This window comes from Cellulomonas sp. JZ18 (assembly GCF_009720485.1).
Taxonomy (GTDB): domain Bacteria; phylum Actinomycetota; class Actinomycetes; order Actinomycetales; family Cellulomonadaceae; genus Cellulomonas.
This window is the reverse complement of sequence record NZ_CP045245.1, coordinates 1,829,699-1,849,907: the sequence shown is the minus strand read 5'-3', so window position 1 is coordinate 1,849,907 and position 20,209 is coordinate 1,829,699. Positions and strand designations below refer to the sequence as shown.

Genomic DNA, 20,209 nt, shown 5'->3' with positions numbered 1-20,209 from the left:
GCCCCCGTGAGGGCCGTCCAGAACTCTACCGCACCTGTCGGGTGCCCTTCGCGTCCGTCGTCGCGGCCGTGTCGGCGACGCCCGTCACGCCGCCGGCGGGAGCCTCCGCCGCGAGCGCGTCGGTCCGGGCACCCGTCTCCGTCGCCGCACCCCGCTCCTCGGCCGCACGGCGCAGGACCGCCAGCTCCGCGCTCACGACGCCGAGCAGCAGCAGGTCGACGAGCAGTCCCCAGCTCGCGTCCCACTCCGACAGGCGGAACAGGAAGAACTGCGTGACGAGCAGGCTGACCAGCACCGACCGCCGGAACCACCGGTACCCCTCGACGGCGTCGCGACCGACCCGCAGCAGGCCGACGACGGCGAACGCGACGCCGACAGCGCCGCTCACCACGACGCCGGCCGCCACCCACCACAGCCCACCGAGCTCCCCCCAGCCCAGCAGCCCGCGCGTGACGGTGACACCGGCCGTCCCGACGAGCAGCACCACGGCCACCCACGGCACGAACCGCGCCCGCACGAGCACGTGCAGCACGCGCACGGTCCCGCGGGCGACGGCGGCGACGGGGTCGGGCAGCTCCTCGTGGTCCTCGCGGACGGCGCGCAGCAGCGCCGCCGTCTCGGCGGCCCCGGGCACCTCGCCGGCCTCCTCGAGCCGCCGCCACGCGCGGCTGCGCGCGTCGGGCGTGAACCCGCCGACCACGCCGGCCACGGCGTCGTCGAGCGCCCCGGCCAGCGCCTCACGCGGGTCGCGCGGACGTCGCCCGTGCAGCGCCTCCACCACGAGACCGAGGGCCACGACGGTCGCGTAGATGATCGCGGCGGTCGGCTCGTAGAAGTAGTCGTTGTCGTCGGTGACGAACTTGCCGACCTCGTCGACGAACAGCCCGAACCCGATGCCCCCGACCACGGCCCCGATCGGCCGGAGCACCGGTCCGAGGAACGAGAGCAGCAGCAGGAACGCGACCGCCATGAGCAGCCCGCCCCACAGCACGTGCGCGATGTGCAGGCCCTCGCCCCCGAGCTGCGGGTACCCGGACGCCGCGAGCAGCGCGCGCGTGACGAGGACGGTCGCCGCCGTGACGGCCAGGAACGTGCCGAGGTGCCGGGTCGCGCGGGGGTCGCGCGGCAGCCCGACGCGCAGCAGCAGGTGGACGGTCGCCTCGCGCGCCGCCGCTGCTCCCTCCCGCGCCCCGGTCACCGCCGCCGCTTCTCCCGCACACGCACCGAGAGGGAGATCGGTGTGCCCTCGAAGCCGAACGTCTCGCGCAGTCGGCGCTCGATGAACCGGCGGTAGGGCGGCTCGAGGAAGCCGGTCGCGAAGATGACGAACCGGGGCGGGCGGGTCGACGCCTGCGTCGCGAACAGGATGCGCGGCTGCTTGCCGCCGCGCAGCGGGTGCGGGTGCGCCGCGACGAGCTCGCCGAGGAACGCGTTGAGCTTGCCGGTGGGGATGCGTGTGTCCCACGACTCGAGCGAGCGCTCCAGCGCCGGCACGAGCCGGTCGGTGTGCCAGCCGGTCCGGGCGGAGACGTTGACGCGCGGCGCCCACTGCACCTGCACGAGCTGCTGCTCGATCTCGCGCTCGAGGTACGGGCGGCGGTCCTCGTCCATGAGGTCCCACTTGTTGTACGCGACGACGAGCGCGCGGCCCGCGTCGATGACCTGCTGGACGATCCGGATGTCCTGCTCGGTCATCGGCTGCGACGCGTCGACGAGCACGACCGCGACCTCGGCCTTCTCGATCGCCGCCTGCGTGCGCAGCGACGCGTAGAAGTCCGCGCCGGACGTCTGGTGCACGCGGCGGCGGATGCCGGCGGTGTCGACGAACACCCACGGCTTGCCGCCGAGCGCGACGAGCTCGTCGACCGGGTCGCGCGTCGTGCCGGCGGTGTCGTCGACGACGACGCGCTCGGAGCCCACCAGCTTGTTCAGCATGGACGACTTGCCCACGTTGGGACGGCCGACCAGGGCGACGCGCCGGGGGCCCTCCGGCAGCACGACGCCGTGCGCGGACTCGGTCGGCAGGGCCTCCATGGCCGCGTCGAGCAGGTCGCCGGTGCCGCGCCCGTGCAGGGCGGAGATGGGGTGCGGCTCCCCCAGCCCGAGGCTCCACAGCATGGCGGCGTCGGCCTCGACGGCGGGCCCGTCGACCTTGTTCGCGACGAGCACGACCGGCTTGCCGGAGCGCCGCAGCAGCCGCACGACCTGCTCGTCGGTGTCCGTGGAGCCGACGGTGGCGTCGACGACGAACAGCACCGCGTCGGCGAGCTCGATCGCGACCTCCGCCTGCTGCGCGACGCGCGCGTCGATCCCCGCGACGTCGACCTCCCAGCCGCCGGTGTCGACCAGCGTGAAGCGCCGGCCCGACCACTCGGCCGGGTAGCTCACGCGGTCGCGCGTGACGCCGGGCGTGTCCTCGACGACCGCCTCCCGCCGCCCGAGGATGCGGTTGACGAGGGTCGACTTGCCGACGTTCGGACGCCCGACGACGGCGAGCACCGGCAGCGGCGCCTCGGCCCCCTCGTCCAGGTCGCCCTCGGCGCCCGAGCCCAGCAGCGCCAGGTCCTCGTCGGCGAGCTCGTACTCCTCGAGGCCGGCGCGCAGCGCGCGCTCGCGCGCGCGGTCCTCCTCGGTCTCGTCGAGGTCGGCGACGGGCCCGGTGGTCTCGTCCACCGCAGCGGCGTCGTCGAGGTCGGCGGCGGGCGCGGGCAGGGTCGGGTCGGGCTGGCTCATGCGGCCATTCTCCCCCGTCCGCCGCCCGCGGCTCGCCACGGGACGCGTCGGCGTCAGGCGGGACGGCGTCGCGGGTCGTCGTCGGGCAGCCCGATGCCGGTGCGGGCGGCCGCGCCGGCGACGAGCGCCGCGAGCTCGGTGCGCACGGTCTGCGCCCCGAGCGCGATCGCCTCGCGGCGGCTGACGCCCTCGCGCGCGAGGTCCAGGGGCTCGCCGAACTCGACCACGAACCGGCGCCGCGGCCCGGGCAGGTGCCCCAGCGACTCCCCCGTCCGCCGCGTCCCGAGGATCGCGGCGGGCACGACCCGCGCGCCGGAGTGCACCGCGAGCCACGCGATCCCGGCCCGTGCGTCCTCGACGGCGCCGCGCCCGCGGTTGCCCTCGGGGAAGATGCCGACGGCGTCCCCGCGCCGGAGCACCGCCAGCGCGCTCTGCAGCGCGGGGCGGCCCATCTCGCGGTCGACGGGGATCTGCCCGGCGCTGCGCAGCACCACGCCCACCGGCCCCCGGAACATCTCCTGCTTCACCAGGACGTGCAGCGCCCGCGGCGCGGCGCCCACGAGCAGCGGCCCGTCGACGATCGACACGTGGTTGGCCGCGACGAGCACGGGCCCGTCCTGCGGCACGCGGTCGGCGCCCAGCACCTGCGTGGCCCAGAGCCCGTGGGCGAGGAACCGCCCGATGCCCAGCGCCCACCCGGGCACGGGGGCCGGCGCGGGGTGGGCGTCGCGCCCGACGCTCACGGTCGACCGGCGAGGGTCCGCTCGACGACGTCGAGCACGGCCTGCACGGTGCCGGGCAGGTCCAGGTGCGAGGAGTCGACCGTCACCACGCCGTCCGCGGCGACCCGGAACTGCACCACGGTCGAGTCGTCGGCGTCGCGGCGCACGACCTGGTCGCGCGTCGCGGCGACGGCGTCGGCGTCGTCGGTGCCGTGCAGCTCGCGCGCGCGCCGCGCCAGGCGCGCCTCCTCGCTCGCGGTGAGCAGCACGCGCACGTCGGCGTCCGGTGCGATCACGGTGGTGATGTCGCGGCCCTCCGCGACGACGCCCCGCCCCTGCGACCAGCCGCCCGCGCGCTCGTCGTCGATGACCGCGCGCTGCCGCCGGCCGAGCTCGGCGCGCGCGTCGAGGTTCGTCGCGACCGCACTCACGGCGGCGGAGATGCGCGTCTCGCGGATCGCCGCGGTGACGTCGGCGCCCCCGACGCGCACGGTCGGGTCGTCGGGGTCCACGCCCATGTCGAGCGGCAGGCCGCGCACGGCGTCGGCGACGGCCGCGACGTCCGTCAGCGGCACGTCGCGGTCCAGGCACCACCACGTGGCCGCCCGGTACATCGCGCCCGTGTCGAGGTACGCCAGCCCGAGCCGGCGCGCCACCTCCTTGGACACGCTCGACTTGCCCGACCCCGACGGGCCGTCCACCGCCACGACGGTGCTCACCTCACCAGCCTCCATCCCCGAGCCGTCAGCTCGGCCTCCAGGTGCTCGGCGCGCGCGGGCAGCACCGAGATCGCCGTCATCCCCACCGGGCGCCCGGCGGCGTGCTCGAGGCGCAGGTCCTCGATGTTCACGCCCGCCGCGCCGACGTCGCCCATGAGCCGCGCCAGCTCGCCCGGCTGGTCCGGCACGAGCACCGTGACCTCGGCGTACTGCTTGGTGGCCCCGCCGTGCTTGCCGGGCACGCGCGCCACGCCGGCGTTGCCGTCGGCGATGGTCCGGGCGATCGCCGCGAGCGCGCCCAGCTCGACGGACTCCGGCCCGTCGGCGCGGGCGGCCAGGTCGAGCGCGTCCAGCAGCACGTCGAGGTCGTCGCGCAGCCCGGCCAGCACGGCGCGCACCGCGTCCGCGTTGGCCGCGAGGATCGACGTCCACAGGGCGGGGTCGGACGCCGCCAGCCGCGTGACGTCCCGCAGCCCCTGCCCCGCGAGGCCGAGCGCGGCGTCGTCCAGCCCGCGCAGCCGGGCCGCGACGAGGCTCGAGGCGATCTGCGGCACGTGCGAGACGGCGGCGACGGCCGCGTCGTGCTCGTGCGCGTCCATCGCGACGGGCACGGCACCGAGGTCGACGGCGAGGTGCCGCACGGTCAGCAGCGCCTCGGGCGACGACGACCCCGAGTCCGCGATCACCCACGGCCGGCCCAGGAACAGGTCGGGCACGGCCGCCGACGGGCCCGAGCGCTCCCGCCCGGCCATCGGGTGCGAGCCGACGTAGCGCGTCAGGTCGACGTCCGACGCCCGCAGCTCGGACAGCACGTACCCCTTGACGCTCGCGACGTCCGTGACGACGGCCCGCGGGTGCGCGGCGAGCGCGTCCCGCACGGCGTCGGCCGTCACGTCCGGCGGTGCGGCGACCACGACGAGGACGGGCTCGGCGTCGTCCGCGGACGCGGGCTGCCCGGCGCCGACGTCGCGCGCGAGCGCGAGCGCCGTGCGCGAGGGGTCCTGCAGCTGCACGGGCACGCCGTGCCGGGCCAGGCCCAGGCCGACGGACGTGCCGAGCAGCCCCGTGCCGACGACCCGGACCGGACCCGTCGTCGCGACGCTCACATCCCCACCGACGTCATGAGGGAGCCGACCTCCGTCCGCGAGAGGACGCGCGTGCGGCCCGGGCGCAGGTCGCCGAGCCGGATCGGGCCGATGCGCGTGCGCACGAGGCGCGTGACGGGGTGCCCGACCTCGTCGAACAGGCGCCGCACGACCCGGTTGCGCCCCTCGTGCAGGACGACCTCCACGAGGCTCGCCTGGGGCGTGGTCTGCACGATCTTGAAGCCGTCGACCGACACGGTGCCGTCCTCGAGCTCGACGCCGGCCCGCAGCCGCTTCTCGAGCGAGGCCGGTACGCGACCCTCGACCTCGACGAGGTACGTCTTCGCCACCCCGTGCGACGGGTGCGACAGCCGGTTCGCCAGCTCGCCGTCGTTCGTCAGCAGCAGCAGGCCCTCGCTGTCCGCGTCGAGACGACCGACGTGGAACAACCTCTCCTCGCGGTTCTGGATGAACTGCGCGACCGTCGGCCGTCCCTCCGGGTCGTGCATCGTCGACACGACGCCCTTCGGCTTGTTCAGCGCGAGGGTCACCATCGACGTGTCGAGCTGCACGCGCATGCCGTCGACGTGGATGACCGCGGTGCGCGGGTCGACGCGGACACCGAGCTCGGTCACGACCTGGTCGTCCACGGTCACGCGGCCCTGGGCGATGAGCTCCTCGCACGCGCGGCGCGAGCCGAGCCCGGCCTGCGCGAGCACCTTCTGCAGGCGCACGCCCTCGGGGTCGTGCACGTCGACGGGCTCCGCCGGCTGCGGGCGGCGCGCGGGTCGACGGGGACCGCCGGCACCCGCGCCCCCGCGCCGTGCACCGGGCCGACCGGCCCCCTGGCCCCGTCCGCCCCGTGCTCCGCCGCCGCCTGCCGGCGCTCCCCCGCGTCCGCGGTGCCCGCGCCCTCCGCCGCTCATGGTCCGACCTCTCGTCCGTCCGTCGTGTCCACGCCCTCGACCGCCTCCAGATCGGGCAGGTAGGGCGCCAGCGGGGGCAGCTCGTCGAGGCTCGACAGGCCCATCCGCTCCAGGAAGTATCCCGTGGTCCCGTAGAGCACCGCACCGCTGGTCGGCTCGGTGCCGACCTCGGCGACCAGTCCGCGGGCCGTCAGGGTGCGCATGACGCCGTCGACGTTGACGCCCCGCACCGCCGAGACCTGCCCGCGCGTCACGGGCTGGCGGTACGCGACGACCGCGAGCGTCTCCAGCGCCGCCTGCGTCAGCCGCGACGTCTGCCCGTCGACCACGAAGCGGCCCACGACGTCGCCGTACGCCGGTGCCGAGTACATGCGCCACCCCGCACCGGCGCGGCGCAGCTCGAAGCCGCGCGGCCGGCCGCCGTGCTCGCCCCGGTACTCGGCCGCGAGCTCCTCCAGCAGCGCCTCGACCCGCTCGGTCGGCAGTGCGAGGGCGGTCGCCAGCCGCACGGCCGGGATCGGCTCGTCGGCCACCATGAGCACCGCCTCCAGCGCCCCGAGCGCACCGCCCGGCAGCGCGTCGACGTCGAACGCGAGCTCGTCGGGCGCGCCGACGTCGCCGGCTTCGTCGGCCGCCACGGCTCCGGTCTGCGGCACGCCGGCCGCGTCCTGCTCGCTCATCGCCCACCCTCCCCGGCGGCCTGCGGCTCCCCGCCGATCGCCACCACGTCCGCGTCCGTCACGGGCTGCGCGCCCGGCACGTCCTCCGTCACCTCACCGGCCGCGCGGTCGAAGTCGTCGGAGACCGTGACGTCCCCGTCGGCGCTGCCCGTCCACCGCACGGTCAGCTCACCGAGCGGCGTCACCTGGTCGAACGCGACCGCGCCCTCGCGGAACAGCTCGAGCAGCGCCAGGAAGCGGACCACGACGACCACGGGCTCGTCCGCGTCGCCCGTGAGCGCGCGGAAGGTCGCCGCACCCTGGTGGCGCAGCCGCTCCACGAGCACCGCGGCCTGCTCGCGCACGCTCACCGGCGGCGCGTGCAGGTGGCTGATGTCGACGCCGGGTGGAGGCGGCTTCGGCGCGAGCGCCCGCGCGGCCAGCGCCGCGAGCCGCTCGGGCCCCATCTGCCAGACCAGCTCGGGCAGCAGGGCGGCGAGGTGCGGCTCGAGCTGCACGGACCGGCCGAACCGGCGCGACTCCGCCTCGAGCCGCGCCCCCAGGTCGCCGGCCACGACCTTGTACGCGCGGTACTGCAGCAGGCGCGCGAACAGCAGGTCGCGGGCCTCCAGCAGCTCCAGGTCCTCCGCGTCCTCGACCTGGGCGGACGGCAGCAGGCGCGCCGCCTTCAGGTCGAGCAGCGTGGCGGCGACGAGGAGGAACTCGCTCGCCTGCGACAGGTCCCAGTCGCGCCCGCCCTCGGCGGCGGCGCGCTCGGCGGCGCGGATGTGCGCGATGAACTCGTCCGTCACCTTCGCCAGCGCGATCTCGGTGATGTCGAGCTTGTGCTTGGCGATGAGGCCGAGCAGCAGGTCGAACGGGCCGCTGAAGACGTCGAGGTGCACCTCGAAGCCGTGCGTGCCCGCGGGCGTCGACGCCGCGGCGTCCGCGCCGGCCCCGCTCGGCGGCGCGGCCGGTGCGCCCTCGACCGTGACGGCCGCGCCGTCAGGCGGCGTCGCCACGCGCCACGAGCTCGCGCGCCAGCTGGCGGTACGCCGCCGCGCCGGCGTGCGTCGGCGCGTAGACGGTGATCGGCTCGGCCGCGACGGTCGCGTCGGGGAACTTCACGGTCCGCCCGATCACGGTGTGCAGGAGCGTGTCCCCGAACGCCTCGTGCACGCGCGCGACGACCTCGCGGGCGTGCAGCGTCCGCGAGTCGTACATGGTCGCCAGGATGCCGTCGACCTCGAGGCGGGGGTTGAGGCGGTCGCGCACCTTCTCGATCGTCTCGATGAGCAGCGCGACGCCGCGCAGCGCGAAGAACTCGCACTCGAGCGGGATGAGGACGCCGTGGGCGGCGGTCAGGGCGTTGACGGTGAGCAGGCCCAGCGACGGCTGGCAGTCGACCAGCACGACGTCGTAGTCGTCGAGGACCGGCCGCAGCGCGCGGGAGAGCACCGACTCGCGGGCGACCTCGCCGACGAGCTGCACCTCCGCGGCCGACAGGTCGATGTTCGCGGGCAGCAGGTCCAGCCCGGCGACGGCCGTGGGCCGCAGCACCTCCTCGATGCGCGCGTCGCGCTCCATGAGCAGGTTGTAGACCGTGCGGTCGAGCTCGTGCGGGCTCACGCCCAGGCCGACGGAGGCGGCACCCTGCGGGTCGAAGTCGACGATGAGCACCCGGCGGCCGTACTCCGCCAGGGCGGCGGCGAGGTTGATCGTGGTCGTCGTCTTGCCGACCCCGCCCTTCTGGTTGCACATCGCGATGACGCGCGCCGGGCCGTGCGACGCGAGCGGCGCCGGGACGGGGAAGTCGGGCAGCGGACGCCCCACCGCGTCGAGCTGCTGCTCGGTCGTCTCCTGGCTCATCGGCTCACCTTGCTCCCCAGGGCCCGCTCCGGGCTCACCTCGCGGGACAACCTACCCGAGCGGGGGACGCCCGCAGCGACGACCCTCCGCGCCGCGCCGGACCGTGGCGGACGTCACCGCGCACGCGGGTGGCTCGCGGCGTAGACCTCCCGCAGCGTGTCCGGCGTGACCATCGTGTACACCTGCGTCGTCGTCACCGAGGCGTGCCCGAGCAGCTCCTGCACGACGCGCACGTCGGCCCCGCCGGCGAGCAGGTGCGTCGCGAACGAGTGCCGCAGCGTGTGCGGGGAGACGTGCTCGGCCCCGTCCAGCCCGGCGCGCTCCGCCGCCGTGCGCAGCACCGCCCACGCGGACTGCCGGCTCAGCCGCGCGCCCCGCGTGTTGAGGAAGACGGCGGACGTCCCGCGTCCGCCCGCGGCCAGCGCCGGCCGGGCGCGCACGAGGTAGGCGTCGACCGCCTCGGCCGCGTATGAGCCGACCGGGACGACGCGCTCCTTGCTGCCCTTGCCGAGCAGGCGGACGGCGGCGCGCCCGGGGGTCAGGTCGAGGTCGTCGACGTCGAGCCCGACCGCCTCGGAGATGCGCGCCCCGGTGGAGTAGACGAGCTCGAGCAGGGCGCGGTCCCGCAGCGGGACGGGGCCGTCCCCGAGACCGGCGGCGTCGATGAGGCGCTCGACGGCCTCGACGGAGATCGCCTTGGGCAGGCGCTTGGGCTGCGCCGGCGGACGCACCTGCGCCGCGGCGTCGGTCGCGGCGAGGCCGTCGAGCGCGAGGAAGCGGTGCCAGCCGCGCAGCGCGACGACGCTGCGGGCGGCCGAGGCGGGCGACAGCGCGGCCCGGCCGTCCGAGCCGGTGCGCAGGACGAGGACGTAGTCCTCCACGTCGCGCTCGGTGATCTCCCCGGGGGCGGTGCGGCCCGTCGCGCGCAGGTGCTCGACGTACCGGGTCAGGTCGCGGCGGTACGCCGCGAGCGTGTGGGGCGCGAGCCCGCGCTCCACCGTCAGGTGCGCGAGGTAGCCCTCGAGGGCCGTGGTGAGGGCGTCGGCGCCGGGCACGGCGACGCCGGTCAGAGCGGGAGGAACACGTCCACCGCGATCGCGACCGACAGCAGCGTCAGGTACGTGATCGAGCCGTGGAACACCGACATGGCCTTGAGCGGACCGCGCTGGGGGTCCTGGGCGCGGCGCAGCAGCGTCACGCACGACCAGAGGAACCACACGCCCAGGGCGGCGGCCACGACCGCGTAGACCCACGTCATGCCGGCGACGGGCACGAGCAGCAGCGAGCAGGCGATCATCGCGAGCGTGTACGCGATCATCTCCCACGCCACCCGCGTGTCCTTCGCGACGACCGGCAGCATCGGCACGCCCGCGGCGGCGTAGTCGCGGCGGAACTTCATCGACAGCGGCCAGTAGTGCGGCGGGGTCCAGAAGAAGACGACGCCGAACAGCAGCAGCGCCGACCAGGACACGCCGCCCGTCACCGCGGACCAGCCGATCACCACCGGCATGCAGCCGGCGGCCCCGCCCCACACGATGTTCTGCGGCGTGCGGCGCTTGAGGATGATCGTGTAGCCGACCACGTAGATGGCGATCGCCGCGCCCGTGAAGAGCGCCGACGCGGGGTTCACCGCGATCCAGAGCCAGGCGAGCGACACGACGCCCAGCACCGACCCGAAAACGAGCGCGGCGCGCGGCGTGACCCGGCCGGTGACGATCGGCCGCCGTCGCGTGCGGTTCATCACCGCGTCGATGTCGCGGTCGAGGTACTGGTTGAGCGTGTTGGCCGCGCCCGCGGCCCCGGCACCGCCGACGAGCGTCGCCACGACGAGGCCGAGCGGGGGGAACCCGCCGGCCGCGAGGAACATCGTCGGGATGGTCGTGACGAGCAGGAGCTCGATGACCCGGGGCTTCGTCAGCGCGACGTAGGGGCCGACCGTCCAGCGCAGCCGCGCGAGCACCCCGCGCGGGGGCGGGCCGCCGACGGTCCGCACCTCGTCCACCGCCGTCGACGCAGCGACCTCCTCGTGCGCCGCGGGGGCGACGGCGGGGCTCGCGTCGAGGGACGGGCTGGTGAGGCGCACGCGCAGGGGTATCCGTTCGTGAGCGGCGGGGACGGGCGGGGACGAGCACCGTCATGGTACGTCTCCCCCGCGCCGGGCGGGGTGAGGGGCCGGGGAGCGGCGCGCGACGGGGGCGTGAGATGTGTCGCAGCAGGACGCGCCGCTCACGCGGAAAGCGCTTGCCCACGGAATGGACCCTCGCCGCGCGTCCTCGGCCGTGCGCTATAGGCTCGACGCGCAGGACCGCCCGTCTCACGAGACGACGGGCCGCGCCCCGGACGCCGCCCCCGCGCGTGCCGGGTCACGCTCGACAGCGACGTCCCGCTCGCGCGGGGCGGGAATGAGGTGTGGTGAACGCGAAGGCTCCTCTGGCCTCGGCCGTGGGCTGGTCGGATCTGGACCTGCGTGCGGTGGACACCGTGCGCGTCCTCGCCGCGGACGCGGTGGAGAAGGTGGGCAACGGCCACCCGGGCACGGCGATCAGCCTCGCCCCGGTCGCCTACCTGCTCTACCAGAACGTCCTGCAGCACGACCCGACCGACCCCGACTGGCTCGGCCGCGACCGGTTCGTCCTGTCCGCGGGCCACTCCAGCCTGACGCAGTACATCCAGCTCTACCTCGGCGGGTTCGGCCTCGAGGTCGAGGACCTGGCAGCGCTGCGCACGTGGGGCTCCAAGACCCCGGGCCACCCGGAGTTCCGGCACACCAAGGGCGTCGAGATCACGACCGGCCCGCTCGGCCAGGGCCTCGCGTCCGCGGTCGGCTTCGCGATGGCGGCGCGTCGTGAGCGCGGCCTGCTGGACCCCGAGGCGGCGCCCGGCACGAGCCCGTTCGACCACTTCGTCTACGTCATCGCCTCGGACGGCGACCTCCAGGAGGGCGTGACGAGCGAGGCGAGCTCGATCGCGGGCACCCAGGAGCTCGGCAACCTCGTCGTCCTGTGGGACGACAACCACATCTCGATCGAGGGCGACACCCAGATCGCCTTCACCGAGGACGTCGTCGCGCGCTACGAGGCGTACGGCTGGCACGTGCAGTCGGTCGACTGGACCGCGGGCGGCGAGTACCGCGAGGACGTCGACGCGCTCCACGCGGCGATCGAGGCCGCCAAGGCCGTCACCGACAAGCCGTCGTTCATCCGGGTGCGCACGCTCATCGCGTGGCCGACGCCGGGCAAGACGGACGACCACTCCTCGCACGGCTCGAAGCTCGGCGGCGACGCCGTGCGCGGCCTCAAGGAGCTGCTGGGCTTCGACCCGGAGAAGTCGTTCGACGTCGACCCCGAGGTCCTCGCCCACACCCGCTCCCTCGCCGACCGTGCCGCCAAGGCGCGCGCCGCCTGGCAGGAGAAGTTCGACGCCTGGGCCGAGGCGAACCCCGAGCGCAAGGCCCTGCTCGACCGCCTCCGCGCCGACGAGCTCCCCGAGGGCTGGGCGGACGCCCTGCCGACGTTCGAGGCCGGCAAGGCCGTGGCCACGCGCCAGGCGTCGGGCCAGGTGCTGTCCGCGCTCGCGCCCGTGCTGCCCGAGCTGTGGGGCGGCTCCGCCGACCTCGCCGGGTCGAACAACACGACGATGAAGGGCGAGCCGTCCTTCATCCCCGCCAAGCGCTCGACGCACGAGTTCGCCGGCGACCAGTACGGCCGCACGCTGCACTTCGGCATCCGCGAGCACGCGATGGGCTCGATCCTGTCGGGCATCCGCCTGCACGGGCTCACGCGCCCCTACGGCGGCACGTTCTTCACGTTCTCCGACTACATGCGCGGCGCCGTGCGCCTCGCGGCCCTCATGGGCGTCAACGTCACCTACGTGTGGACGCACGACTCCATCGGCCTCGGCGAGGACGGCCCGACGCACCAGCCGGTCGAGCACCTCACCGCCGTGCGCGCCATCCCCGGCCTCGCCGTCGTCCGCCCGGCGGACGCGAACGAGACCGCGCAGGCGTGGAAGGCGGTCCTCGAGCGCACGGACGGCCCCGCCGCCCTCGTGCTCACGCGCCAGAACGTCCCGACGTTCCCGCGCGGCGAGGAGGGCTTCGCGTCGGCCGAGGGCGTCGCCCGCGGTGCGTACGTGCTGCTCGACGCGTCAAACGGCGAGCCGGAGGTCGTCCTGATCGCCACCGGCTCCGAGGTCCAGCTCGCCGTCGAGGCGCGCACGGCGCTCGAGGAGTCGGGCGTCCCGACGCGGGTCGTCTCGGCGCCCTGCCTCGAGTGGTTCGCCGAGCAGGACGAGGCGTACCGCGAGTCGGTGCTCCCGTCGGCCGTCCGCGCCCGCGTGTCCGTCGAGGCGGGCATCGCGCTGTCGTGGCACAAGATCGTCGGTGACGCCGGCCGCAGCGTGTCGCTCGAGCACTACGGGGCGTCGGCCGACTTCCAGACGCTCTACCGCGAGTTCGGGCTCACGGCCGAGGCGGTCGTCGAGGCAGCCCGCGAGTCGCTCGCCGCCGCCCGGGGCGACGCGGCGCCCGCCGCGTCCGGCGCCGCTCCGAACCAGTCCGGCACGGGCGACCTGCCCGCCTGACACCCGGCGCGGCGGGCCGTCCCAGCACGGCCCGCCGCGCCGCACGCGCACGCATCCGTCGTGGGACGAAGGGGAACGACCATGGCCAGCACCACCCTCCACCAGCTGCGCGAGGCCGGCGTCGCCGTCTGGCTCGACGACCTGTCGCGCGAGCTCATCCGCTCGGGCGACCTGGCCCGGCTGCTCGAGCGCGGCGTCGTCGGTGTGACCACCAACCCGACGATCTTCGCCTCGGCCCTCGCCAAGGGCGACGCCTACGACGAGCAGCTGCGCGAGCTCGCCGCCGCCGGCGCGTCCGTCGAGGAGGCGGTCGCGCGCATCACCACCGACGACGTGCGCGAGGCGTGCGACGTCCTGCGACCGGTGTACGACGCCACGCACGGTGTCGACGGACGCGTCTCGCTCGAGGTCGACCCGCGCCTCGCGCGGGACACCGAGGGCACGATCGCCTCCGCGCGCACCCTCTGGTCGACCGTCGACCGGCCGAACCTGTTCATCAAGATCCCCGCGACGGTCGAGGGGCTGCCCGCGATCGCCGCCGCGATCGCCGAGGGCATCAGCGTCAACGTGACCCTGATCTTCTCGCTCGAGCGGTACCGCGCGGTCCTCGACGCGTTCGCCGAGGGCCTCGAGCGCGCGCGCGCCGCGGGCATCGACCTCGACCCCATCGGGTCCGTGGCCTCGTTCTTCGTCTCGCGCGTCGACGCCGCGATCGACCCCCGCCTCGACGCGATCGGCACGGCCGAGGCCGACGAGCTGCGCGGCAAGGCGGCCCTGGCGAACGCGCGCGTCGCGTACGGCGCGTACCAGGAGTTCGTGGCGAGCGAGCGCTGGCAGGCCCTCGCCGCGGCGGGCGCCCGGCCGCAGCGGCCCCTGTGGGCGTCGACGGGCGTCAAGGACCCGCGCTACCCCGACACGCTCTACGTCGAGGACCTCGTCGTCGCCGGGACCGTCAACACGATGCCCGGGAAGACCCTCGAGGCCGTGGCCGACCACGGCGTGCTGCGCGGCGACACGGTCACCGGGCTGCAGGACGCCTCGACCGCGCTCCTCGACCGGCTCGGTGAGCTCGGCATCCGCATCGACGAGGTGACCGAGCAGCTCGAGGTCGAGGGCCTGGAGAAGTTCGAGGCGTCGTGGGGCGAGCTGCTCGAGACGGTCGAGAACGGGCTGCGCGACGCCGCGCCCGCCGCGGGAAGCGAGCAGTGAGCCCGGCCCGGGTCGAGGCGGGGCACAACCCCCTGCGGGACCCCCGTGACCGCCGGCTGCCCCGCATCGCCGGCCCGAGCGGCCTCGTCATCTTCGGCGTGACGGGCGACCTCGCCCGCAAGAAGCTCATGCCGGCCGTGTACGACCTGACGAACCGCGGCCTGCTGCCCCCGGGCTTCGCGCTCACCGGCTTCGCCCGCCGCGACTGGGAGACGCAGGACTTCGAGCAGGTCGTCCACGACGCGGTCAAGCAGTACGCCCGGACGCCGTTCCGCGAGGCGACTTGGCGTCAGCTCGCCGAGGGCATCCGCTTCGTGCAGGGGACGTTCGACGACGACGACGCGTTCGACCGCCTGCGCGACACGGTCGAGGAGCTCGACGTGTCGCGCGGGACCGGCGGCAACCACGCGTTCTACCTCTCGGTCCCCCCGAGCTCGTTCCCCGTCGTCTGCAAGCAGCTGGCCCGCTCGGGGCTCTCGCAGCCGCAGGACGGCACGTGGCGGCGCGTCGTCATCGAGAAGCCGTTCGGGCACGACCTGCGGTCCGCGCGCGAGCTCAACGACATCGTGTCCTCGGTGTTCCGACCGGACGACATCTTCCGGATCGACCACTACCTCGGCAAGGAGACGGTCCAGAACCTGCTCGCGCTGCGGTTCGCGAACCAGCTGTTCGAGCCGATCTGGAACGGCAACTACGTCGACCACGTGCAGATCACGATGGCCGAGGACATCGGCATCGGCGGCCGCGCCGGCTACTACGACGGCATCGGCGCGGCGCGCGACGTGATCCAGAACCACCTGCTGCAGCTGCTCGCGCTCACCGCGATGGAGGAGCCCGTCTCCTTCGACGCGGCCGCGCTGCGCGCCGAGAAGACGAAGGTCCTCTCCGCGGTCCGCCTCCCCCGCGACCTCGCGCGGCACACCGCGCGCGGCCAGTACACGGCCGGCTGGCAGGGCGGCGAGAAGGTCATCGGCTACGCCGAGGAGGAGGGCTTCAACCCCGACTCCACGACCGAGACCTACGCGGCGATCCGGGTGGACATCGACACCCGCCGGTGGGCCGGCGTGCCGTTCTACCTGCGCACGGGCAAGCGGCTCGGCCGCCGGGTCACGGAGATCGCGGTGGTGTTCAAGCGTGCGCCGCACCTGCCGTTCGAGTCCACGGCGACCGAGGAGCTCGGCAAGAACGCGCTCGTGATCCGCGTGCAGCCCGACGAGGGCGTGACCTTGCGGTTCGGTGCCAAGGTGCCGGGCACGGCCATGGAGGTCCGGGACGTCACGATGGACTTCGGCTACGGCCACGCCTTCACCGAGTCCTCGCCCGAGGCGTACGAGCGGCTCATCCTCGACGTGCTGCTCGGCGACCCGCCGCTGTTCCCGCAGCACGAGGAGGTCGAGCTCTCCTGGAAGATCCTCGACCCGATCACGGAGTTCTGGGCGTCGCAGGGCAAGCCCGACGAGTACCGCGCCGGGACCTGGGGCCCGGCGTCGGCCGACGAGATGATGGCCCGTGACGGGCGCGCCTGGAGGCTCCCGTGATCATCGACATGCCCGACACGACGACGCGGGACATCAACAAGCGGCTCATCGACGAGCGCGAGCAGGGCGGCGCGGTCGCCCTCGGCCGCGTGCTCACGCTCATCATCGACGTCGGCGCGCACGACCCGGAGGAGGCCATCGCGGCCGCCAACGAGGCCAGCCACGAGCACCCGTGCCGCATCATCGTGCTCACCGAGCGGCCGCACGAGCGCTCGACGGTGCTCGACGCGCAGATCCGCCTCGGTGGTGACGCGGGGGCCAGCGAGGTCGTGGTGCTGCGCGCCTCGGGAGGCGTGCTGTCCCACTTGGACACGCTCGTCATGCCGCTGCTGCTGCCCGACGCGCCGATCGTGGCGTGGTGGCCGTACGACGTGCCCGAGAACCCGTCCGAGCACCCGTTCGGGCGCATGGCCCAGCGCCGCATCACGGACACGAGCCAGACCGCGAACGCGGGTGCGGCGCTGCGGCGCCTCGCGTCGGTCTACCGCGACGGGGACACCGACCTCGCGTGGACGCGCGCCACGCTGTGGCGCGGGCTCATCGCGGCGACGCTCGAGCAGCCGCCGTTCGAGCCGGTCCAGCGCGCGGTCGTCATCGGCGAGAGCACCCACCCGTCGGTGGACCTCATGGCCGCGTGGCTCGCCGAGGCGCTGGAGTGCCCGGTCGAGGTCGAGCGCGTCCCGGGTGCGCCGGCGATCACGCAGGTGCGGCTCGTGCGCGAGTCGGGCGACATCGTGCTCGACCGTCCGGACGGCAAGACGGCCGCCCTGCGCCAGCCGGACCAGCCCGAGCACCGCATCGCGCTGCCGATCCGGCAGCTGCGCGAGTGCCTCGTCGAGGAGCTGCGCCGGCTCGACGCCGACGAGGTGTACGGCGAGGTGCTGCAGAAGGGCCTCGCCCGCATCGACGCCTGACCGACGCGGCGCGGGGCCGGACGCCGCACGGCGTCCGGCCCCGCGCCGCACGTCCGCCCGCTGCCGCCCCACCGAAGGGTCCACCGTGAGCACCCACGCCACCCCCGACGTCGTCGTCCACCCGGATGCGGAGGTGCTGGCGGCGGCGACCGCGGCCCGCCTCCTCACGCGTCTCGTCGACCTGCAGTCCCACCGTGCCCCGCTGCACGTGGTCCTCACGGGCGGCACGGTCGGCATCGCCACGCTGCGCGCGGTCGCCGCCAGCCCGGCGCGGCACGCGGTGGACTGGTCCCAGGTGCACCTGTGGTGGGGCGACGAGCGGTTCCTGCCCGACGGCGACCCCGAGCGCAACGAGACCCAGGCCCGGGACGCGCTGCTCGACGCCCTCGGCGACGCGCTGCCGGCACGCAACGTCCACCCCGTGCCCGCCCGGTCCGCCGAGGTCCCGGACGCCGCGGCCGCCGCGCGCGCCTACCGTGCGGAGCTGGCCGCGCACGCGCCCGAGGGCCTGCGGGCACCGGTGCCGGACGTGCTCCTGCTCGGCGTGGGCCCGGACGGTCACGTCGCGTCGCTGTTCCCCGGCAAGCAGACCGTGCACGAGCAGCGCGACCTCGTGGTCGCGGAGCTCGACTCCCCCAAGCCGCCGCCGGAGCGCGTCTCGCTCACGTTCCCCGTGATCCGCTCGGCCCGTGAGGTCTGGCTCGTCGCCGCCGGTGCGGAGAAGGCGCCCGCGGTCGCCCGCGCGCTCGGCGGCGACGACGCGAGCGGCACGCCCGCCGCGGGGGCGGTCGGCACCGAGCGCACGCTGTGGCTGCTCGACGTGACCGCCGCCCAGGACCTCCCGTCCGGCGCCGAGCAGGCAGCCGCGTCTGACAACCGCCCTGGCGAGCTCACCGCCGGCGACGGGGCGACCTCGCTGTGGGCGCGCGTCGACGAGTACGTCGCCGACGTCGTCGCCGAGCCCGAGGCGGCGGCGGGGGTCGCCGCCGCCGCGACGGAAGCCGGGCTCCCGGACATCGCCGTCGCGCCGAACCAGGGCCGCCTGCTCGAGATCCTCGCGCGCACCGTCGGGGCGCGGCGCGTCCTCGAGCTCGGCACGCTGGGCGGCTACAGCACGTGGTGGCTCGCGCAGGCGCTCCCCCAGGACGGCCGGCTCGTCAGCCTCGAGCTGTCCGAGGCCCACGCCGCCGTCGCACGCGCGTCGCTCGAGGGCGCCGGCGTCGGCGACCGCGTCGAGGTGCGGACGGGCCCGGCGCTCGACACGCTCGACGCGCTCGTCCACGAGGGTACGGAGCCCTTCGACCTCGTCTTCGTCGACGCGGACAAGCAGCAGCTCGCGGCCTACGTCGACCGGGCGCTGTCCCTGAGCCGGCCCGGCACGCTGATCGTCGTCGACAACGTCGTCCGCAGCGGTGCGGTCGTCGACGCGGACCACCCCGACGAGCGCGTGCAGGGCGTGCGGGCCTTCATGACCCAGGTCGCGCGCGACCCCCGCGTGGACGCCACGGTGCTGCAGACGGTGGGGGTCAAGGGGTACGACGGGTTCGCGCTGCTGCGGGTGCGCTGACCGGCACGACCCAGCCGGAGCGACCACGCGTCGTGCGGACGACGAGGCCCCGGGCTGTGCTCAGAGGAGCGGGCCCGGGGCCTCGTCGGTGCTGATGGGTGCCGTGCGTCGAGGGGACGGCGGCCGGCGTCAGCGCCCGCGGCGCGCCCGCAGCGCGGCGAGCGCCTCGTCGAGGATGGCGGCACCGTCCTCGTCGCTGCGCCGCTCCTTCACGTACGCCAGGTGCGTCTTGTAGGGCTCGTTCTTGCTGGGGGCCGGCGGGTTCTCCGGGTCCTGGCCGGCGGGGAAGCCGCAGCGCGGGCAGTCCCACGTCTCGGGGGCCTCGGCAGCCGCCTCCTCCGCGAAGCTCGGCCGGGTCTCGTGGCCGTTCGCGCACCAGTACGAGATCCAGATGCGCGGCGCCGCGTCACCGCGTTCCGCCTCGCCCATGGGTCCGGCACCGACCCGCGACCCCCTGATCGCGCTCCCGCTCGCCATGTCCGATCCCTCTCAGTCCGAGAACTTCTCGATGAGCCCGAGCAGGACGATCATGACCGTCCACACGAGGGCGACCGACACCGTGATGCGGTTGAGGTTGCGCTCGGCCACGCCGGACGAGCCGGCACTGGCGGTGATGCCGCCGCCGAACATGTCGGACAGGCCGCCGCCCTTGCCCTTGTGCAGCAGCACCAGGGGGACCAGCAGGAGGCTGGTCAGCACCAGCAGCACCTGGAGAGTGATTCGCAGGGCAGTCACGTCGGTGGGCTTCCTCAGCTCGGTGGTCGTTGTCGGGTGCGCGCCGCCGGCTGGCGACGGCGAGCAGACCGCGGTACAGGGTAGGCGACGCGGGGCGGTGCGAGCCAGCACCGCCCCGCGTCGTGGACGCGTCGTGTCGCGGCGCGCCGGACGTCCTGCGGTCAGCCCACCTGGTGGGACTGGAACCGGACGATCTTCGCGAACTCCTCGGGGTCGAGGCTCGCGCCACCGACGAGCGCGCCGTCCACGTCCGGCTTCGCCATGATCGACGCGACGTTCGAGGACTTCACGGAGCCGCCGTACAGCAGCCGCACGGCGTCGGCGGTCGCCTGGTCGTACAGCTCGGCCACGCGCGCGCGGATCGCGCCGCAGAGCTCCTGCGCATCCTCCGGCGTCGCCGTCTCGCCCGTGCCGATCGCCCAGACCGGCTCGTACGCGATGACCAGGCCGGCGACCTGCTCGGCCGTCAGGCCCGCGAGACCGCCCTCGACCTGGGCCAGCGTGTGCGGCACGTGCTCGGCGGCCTTGCGGACCTCGAGCGGCTCGCCGACGCACAGGATCGGCACGAGGCCGGCCCGCAGCGCGCTCTGCACCTTCGCGTTGACGACCGCGTCGTCCTCGTGGTGGTACTGGCGGCGCTCCGAGTGCCCCACCGCCACGTACGTGCAGCCGAGCTTGCTGAGGAACAGCGGGGAGATCTCCCCCGTGTACGCCCCCGACTCGTGCGCCGACACGTCCTGCGCGCCGTAGACGATCTCGAGCTTGTCGGCGTCCACCAGCGTCTGCACGCTGCGCAGGTCGGTGAACGGCGGCAGGATCGCGACCTCCACGGACCCGAAGTCGTGCTTCGCGTCCTTGAGCGTCCACGCCAGCTTCTGCAGGGTGTGCGTCGCCTGGTGGTGGTCCAGGTTCATCTTCCAGTTGCCCGCCATCAGCGGGGTACGGCTCTGCG

The 20,209-nt window shown here is 75.0% G+C and carries 19 protein-coding genes; 5 read left to right on the top strand and 14 right to left on the bottom strand.

The genetic code is table 11. The features are described 5' to 3' along the window. Positions 1 to 25: 25 nt before the first annotated feature. The 11 genes from GC089_RS08400 to GC089_RS08350 form a co-directional block, all read right to left on the bottom strand. Entirely contained in the window at positions 26 to 1,198 is a 1,173-nt protein-coding gene (locus tag GC089_RS08400) for a hypothetical protein (protein WP_230685152.1), read from the bottom strand. After that, positions 1,195 to 2,733, bottom strand: coding sequence for a ribosome biogenesis GTPase Der (gene der, locus GC089_RS08395; protein ID WP_155377314.1), 1,539 nt, complete (start codon positions 2,731 to 2,733; stop codon positions 1,195 to 1,197). The genes GC089_RS08400 and der overlap by 4 nt, the downstream gene beginning before the upstream one ends. Positions 2,734 to 2,786: 53 nt before the next feature. Then, positions 2,787 to 3,476 (bottom strand): 1-acyl-sn-glycerol-3-phosphate acyltransferase, encoded by a 690-nt coding sequence (locus GC089_RS08390; protein ID WP_155377313.1) that lies wholly within the window; start codon positions 3,474 to 3,476, stop codon positions 2,787 to 2,789. After that, positions 3,473 to 4,189: a (d)CMP kinase gene (gene cmk / locus GC089_RS08385; RefSeq protein WP_155377312.1), complete on the bottom strand. Its 717-nt coding sequence runs from the start codon at positions 4,187 to 4,189 to the stop codon at positions 3,473 to 3,475. The genes GC089_RS08390 and cmk overlap by 4 nt, the downstream gene beginning before the upstream one ends. Beyond that, the gene (locus GC089_RS08380) at positions 4,171 to 5,280 is read right to left on the bottom strand and encodes a prephenate dehydrogenase (protein ID WP_155377311.1); all 1,110 of its coding nucleotides are present in this window, start codon (positions 5,278 to 5,280) and stop codon (positions 4,171 to 4,173) included. Before GC089_RS08380 ends, cmk begins: the two co-directional genes overlap by 19 nt. Then, positions 5,277 to 6,011, bottom strand: coding sequence for a pseudouridine synthase (locus GC089_RS08375; protein ID WP_370514097.1), 735 nt, complete (start codon positions 6,009 to 6,011; stop codon positions 5,277 to 5,279). The genes GC089_RS08380 and GC089_RS08375 overlap by 4 nt, the downstream gene beginning before the upstream one ends. Before the next feature lie 170 nt (positions 6,012 to 6,181). Continuing rightward, the gene (scpB, locus tag GC089_RS08370) at positions 6,182 to 6,865 is read right to left on the bottom strand and encodes an SMC-Scp complex subunit ScpB (RefSeq protein ID WP_155377309.1); all 684 of its coding nucleotides are present in this window, start codon (positions 6,863 to 6,865) and stop codon (positions 6,182 to 6,184) included. Further along, positions 6,862 to 7,866, bottom strand: a complete 1,005-nt coding sequence (locus GC089_RS08365) for a ScpA family protein (protein WP_155377308.1) — start codon at positions 7,864 to 7,866, stop codon at positions 6,862 to 6,864. The genes scpB and GC089_RS08365 overlap by 4 nt, the downstream gene beginning before the upstream one ends. Continuing rightward, a complete protein-coding gene (locus tag GC089_RS08360; protein ID WP_155377307.1) occupies positions 7,850 to 8,713 on the bottom strand; it encodes a ParA family protein in 864 nt (287 codons plus the stop codon). Before GC089_RS08360 ends, GC089_RS08365 begins: the two co-directional genes overlap by 17 nt. A 113-nt stretch (positions 8,714 to 8,826) precedes the next feature. Continuing rightward, positions 8,827 to 9,768, bottom strand: a complete 942-nt coding sequence (locus GC089_RS08355; protein ID WP_196250869.1) for a site-specific tyrosine recombinase XerD — start codon at positions 9,766 to 9,768, stop codon at positions 8,827 to 8,829. Positions 9,769 to 9,779: 11 nt separating this feature from the next. Continuing rightward, the gene (locus tag GC089_RS08350) at positions 9,780 to 10,796 is read right to left on the bottom strand and encodes a heme o synthase (RefSeq protein ID WP_155377306.1); all 1,017 of its coding nucleotides are present in this window, start codon (positions 10,794 to 10,796) and stop codon (positions 9,780 to 9,782) included. A gap of 329 nt (positions 10,797 to 11,125) precedes the next feature. On the opposite strand from GC089_RS08350, the gene tkt reads away from it, so the two are divergent. The 5 genes from tkt (at position 11,126) to pgl (ending at position 18,522) form a co-directional block, all read left to right on the top strand. Further along, on the top strand, positions 11,126 to 13,294 hold the full coding sequence (tkt, locus tag GC089_RS08345) for a transketolase (RefSeq protein ID WP_155377305.1): 2,169 nt from the start codon (positions 11,126 to 11,128) through the stop codon (positions 13,292 to 13,294). Positions 13,295 to 13,375: 81 nt separating this feature from the next. Then, positions 13,376 to 14,503, top strand: coding sequence for a transaldolase (gene tal / locus GC089_RS08340; RefSeq protein WP_155377304.1), 1,128 nt, complete (start codon positions 13,376 to 13,378; stop codon positions 14,501 to 14,503). Further along, the gene (gene zwf / locus GC089_RS08335; RefSeq protein ID WP_155377303.1) at positions 14,500 to 16,041 is read left to right on the top strand and encodes a glucose-6-phosphate dehydrogenase; all 1,542 of its coding nucleotides are present in this window, start codon (positions 14,500 to 14,502) and stop codon (positions 16,039 to 16,041) included. The genes tal and zwf overlap by 4 nt, the downstream gene beginning before the upstream one ends. After that, on the top strand, positions 16,038 to 16,955 hold the full coding sequence (gene opcA, locus GC089_RS08330) for a glucose-6-phosphate dehydrogenase assembly protein OpcA (protein WP_155377302.1): 918 nt from the start codon (positions 16,038 to 16,040) through the stop codon (positions 16,953 to 16,955). Before zwf ends, opcA begins: the two co-directional genes overlap by 4 nt. Positions 16,956 to 17,040: 85 nt before the next feature. Further along, a complete protein-coding gene (pgl, locus tag GC089_RS20025) occupies positions 17,041 to 18,522 on the top strand; it encodes a 6-phosphogluconolactonase (protein ID WP_155377301.1) in 1,482 nt (493 codons plus the stop codon). Positions 18,523 to 18,651: 129 nt separating this feature from the next. Here the strand turns inward: pgl and GC089_RS08320 are convergent, their stop codons facing one another. From GC089_RS08320 to tpiA, 3 genes are all read right to left on the bottom strand, one after another. After that, entirely contained in the window at positions 18,652 to 18,999 is a 348-nt protein-coding gene (locus GC089_RS08320; RefSeq protein ID WP_155377300.1) for an RNA polymerase-binding protein RbpA, read from the bottom strand. Positions 19,000 to 19,011: 12 nt separating this feature from the next. Beyond that, positions 19,012 to 19,257 (bottom strand): preprotein translocase subunit SecG, encoded by a 246-nt coding sequence (secG, locus tag GC089_RS08315; RefSeq protein ID WP_155377299.1) that lies wholly within the window; start codon positions 19,255 to 19,257, stop codon positions 19,012 to 19,014. 161 nt (positions 19,258 to 19,418) lie between these two features. Beyond that, the gene (gene tpiA, locus GC089_RS08310) at positions 19,419 to 20,189 is read right to left on the bottom strand and encodes a triose-phosphate isomerase (protein ID WP_370514107.1); all 771 of its coding nucleotides are present in this window, start codon (positions 20,187 to 20,189) and stop codon (positions 19,419 to 19,421) included. Positions 20,190 to 20,209 lie beyond the last annotated feature (20 nt).

Bases quoted from the DNA above. Each gene is read 5' to 3' on its own strand.
- cmk (WP_155377312.1), bottom strand. From the start codon at position 4,189: ATGGAGGCTGGTGAGGTGAGCACCGTCGTGGCGGTGGACGGCCCGTCG.
- GC089_RS08320 (WP_155377300.1), bottom strand. From the start codon at position 18,999: ATGGCGAGCGGGAGCGCGATCAGGGGGTCGCGGGTCGGTGCCGGACCC.
- der (WP_155377314.1), bottom strand. From the start codon at position 2,733: ATGAGCCAGCCCGACCCGACCCTGCCCGCGCCCGCCGCCGACCTCGAC.
- tal (WP_155377304.1), top strand. From the start codon at position 13,376: ATGGCCAGCACCACCCTCCACCAGCTGCGCGAGGCCGGCGTCGCCGTC.
- scpB (WP_155377309.1), bottom strand. From the start codon at position 6,865: ATGAGCGAGCAGGACGCGGCCGGCGTGCCGCAGACCGGAGCCGTGGCG.
- tpiA (WP_370514107.1), bottom strand. From the start codon at position 20,189: ATGGCGGGCAACTGGAAGATGAACCTGGACCACCACCAGGCGACGCAC.
- GC089_RS08360 (WP_155377307.1), bottom strand. From the start codon at position 8,713: ATGAGCCAGGAGACGACCGAGCAGCAGCTCGACGCGGTGGGGCGTCCG.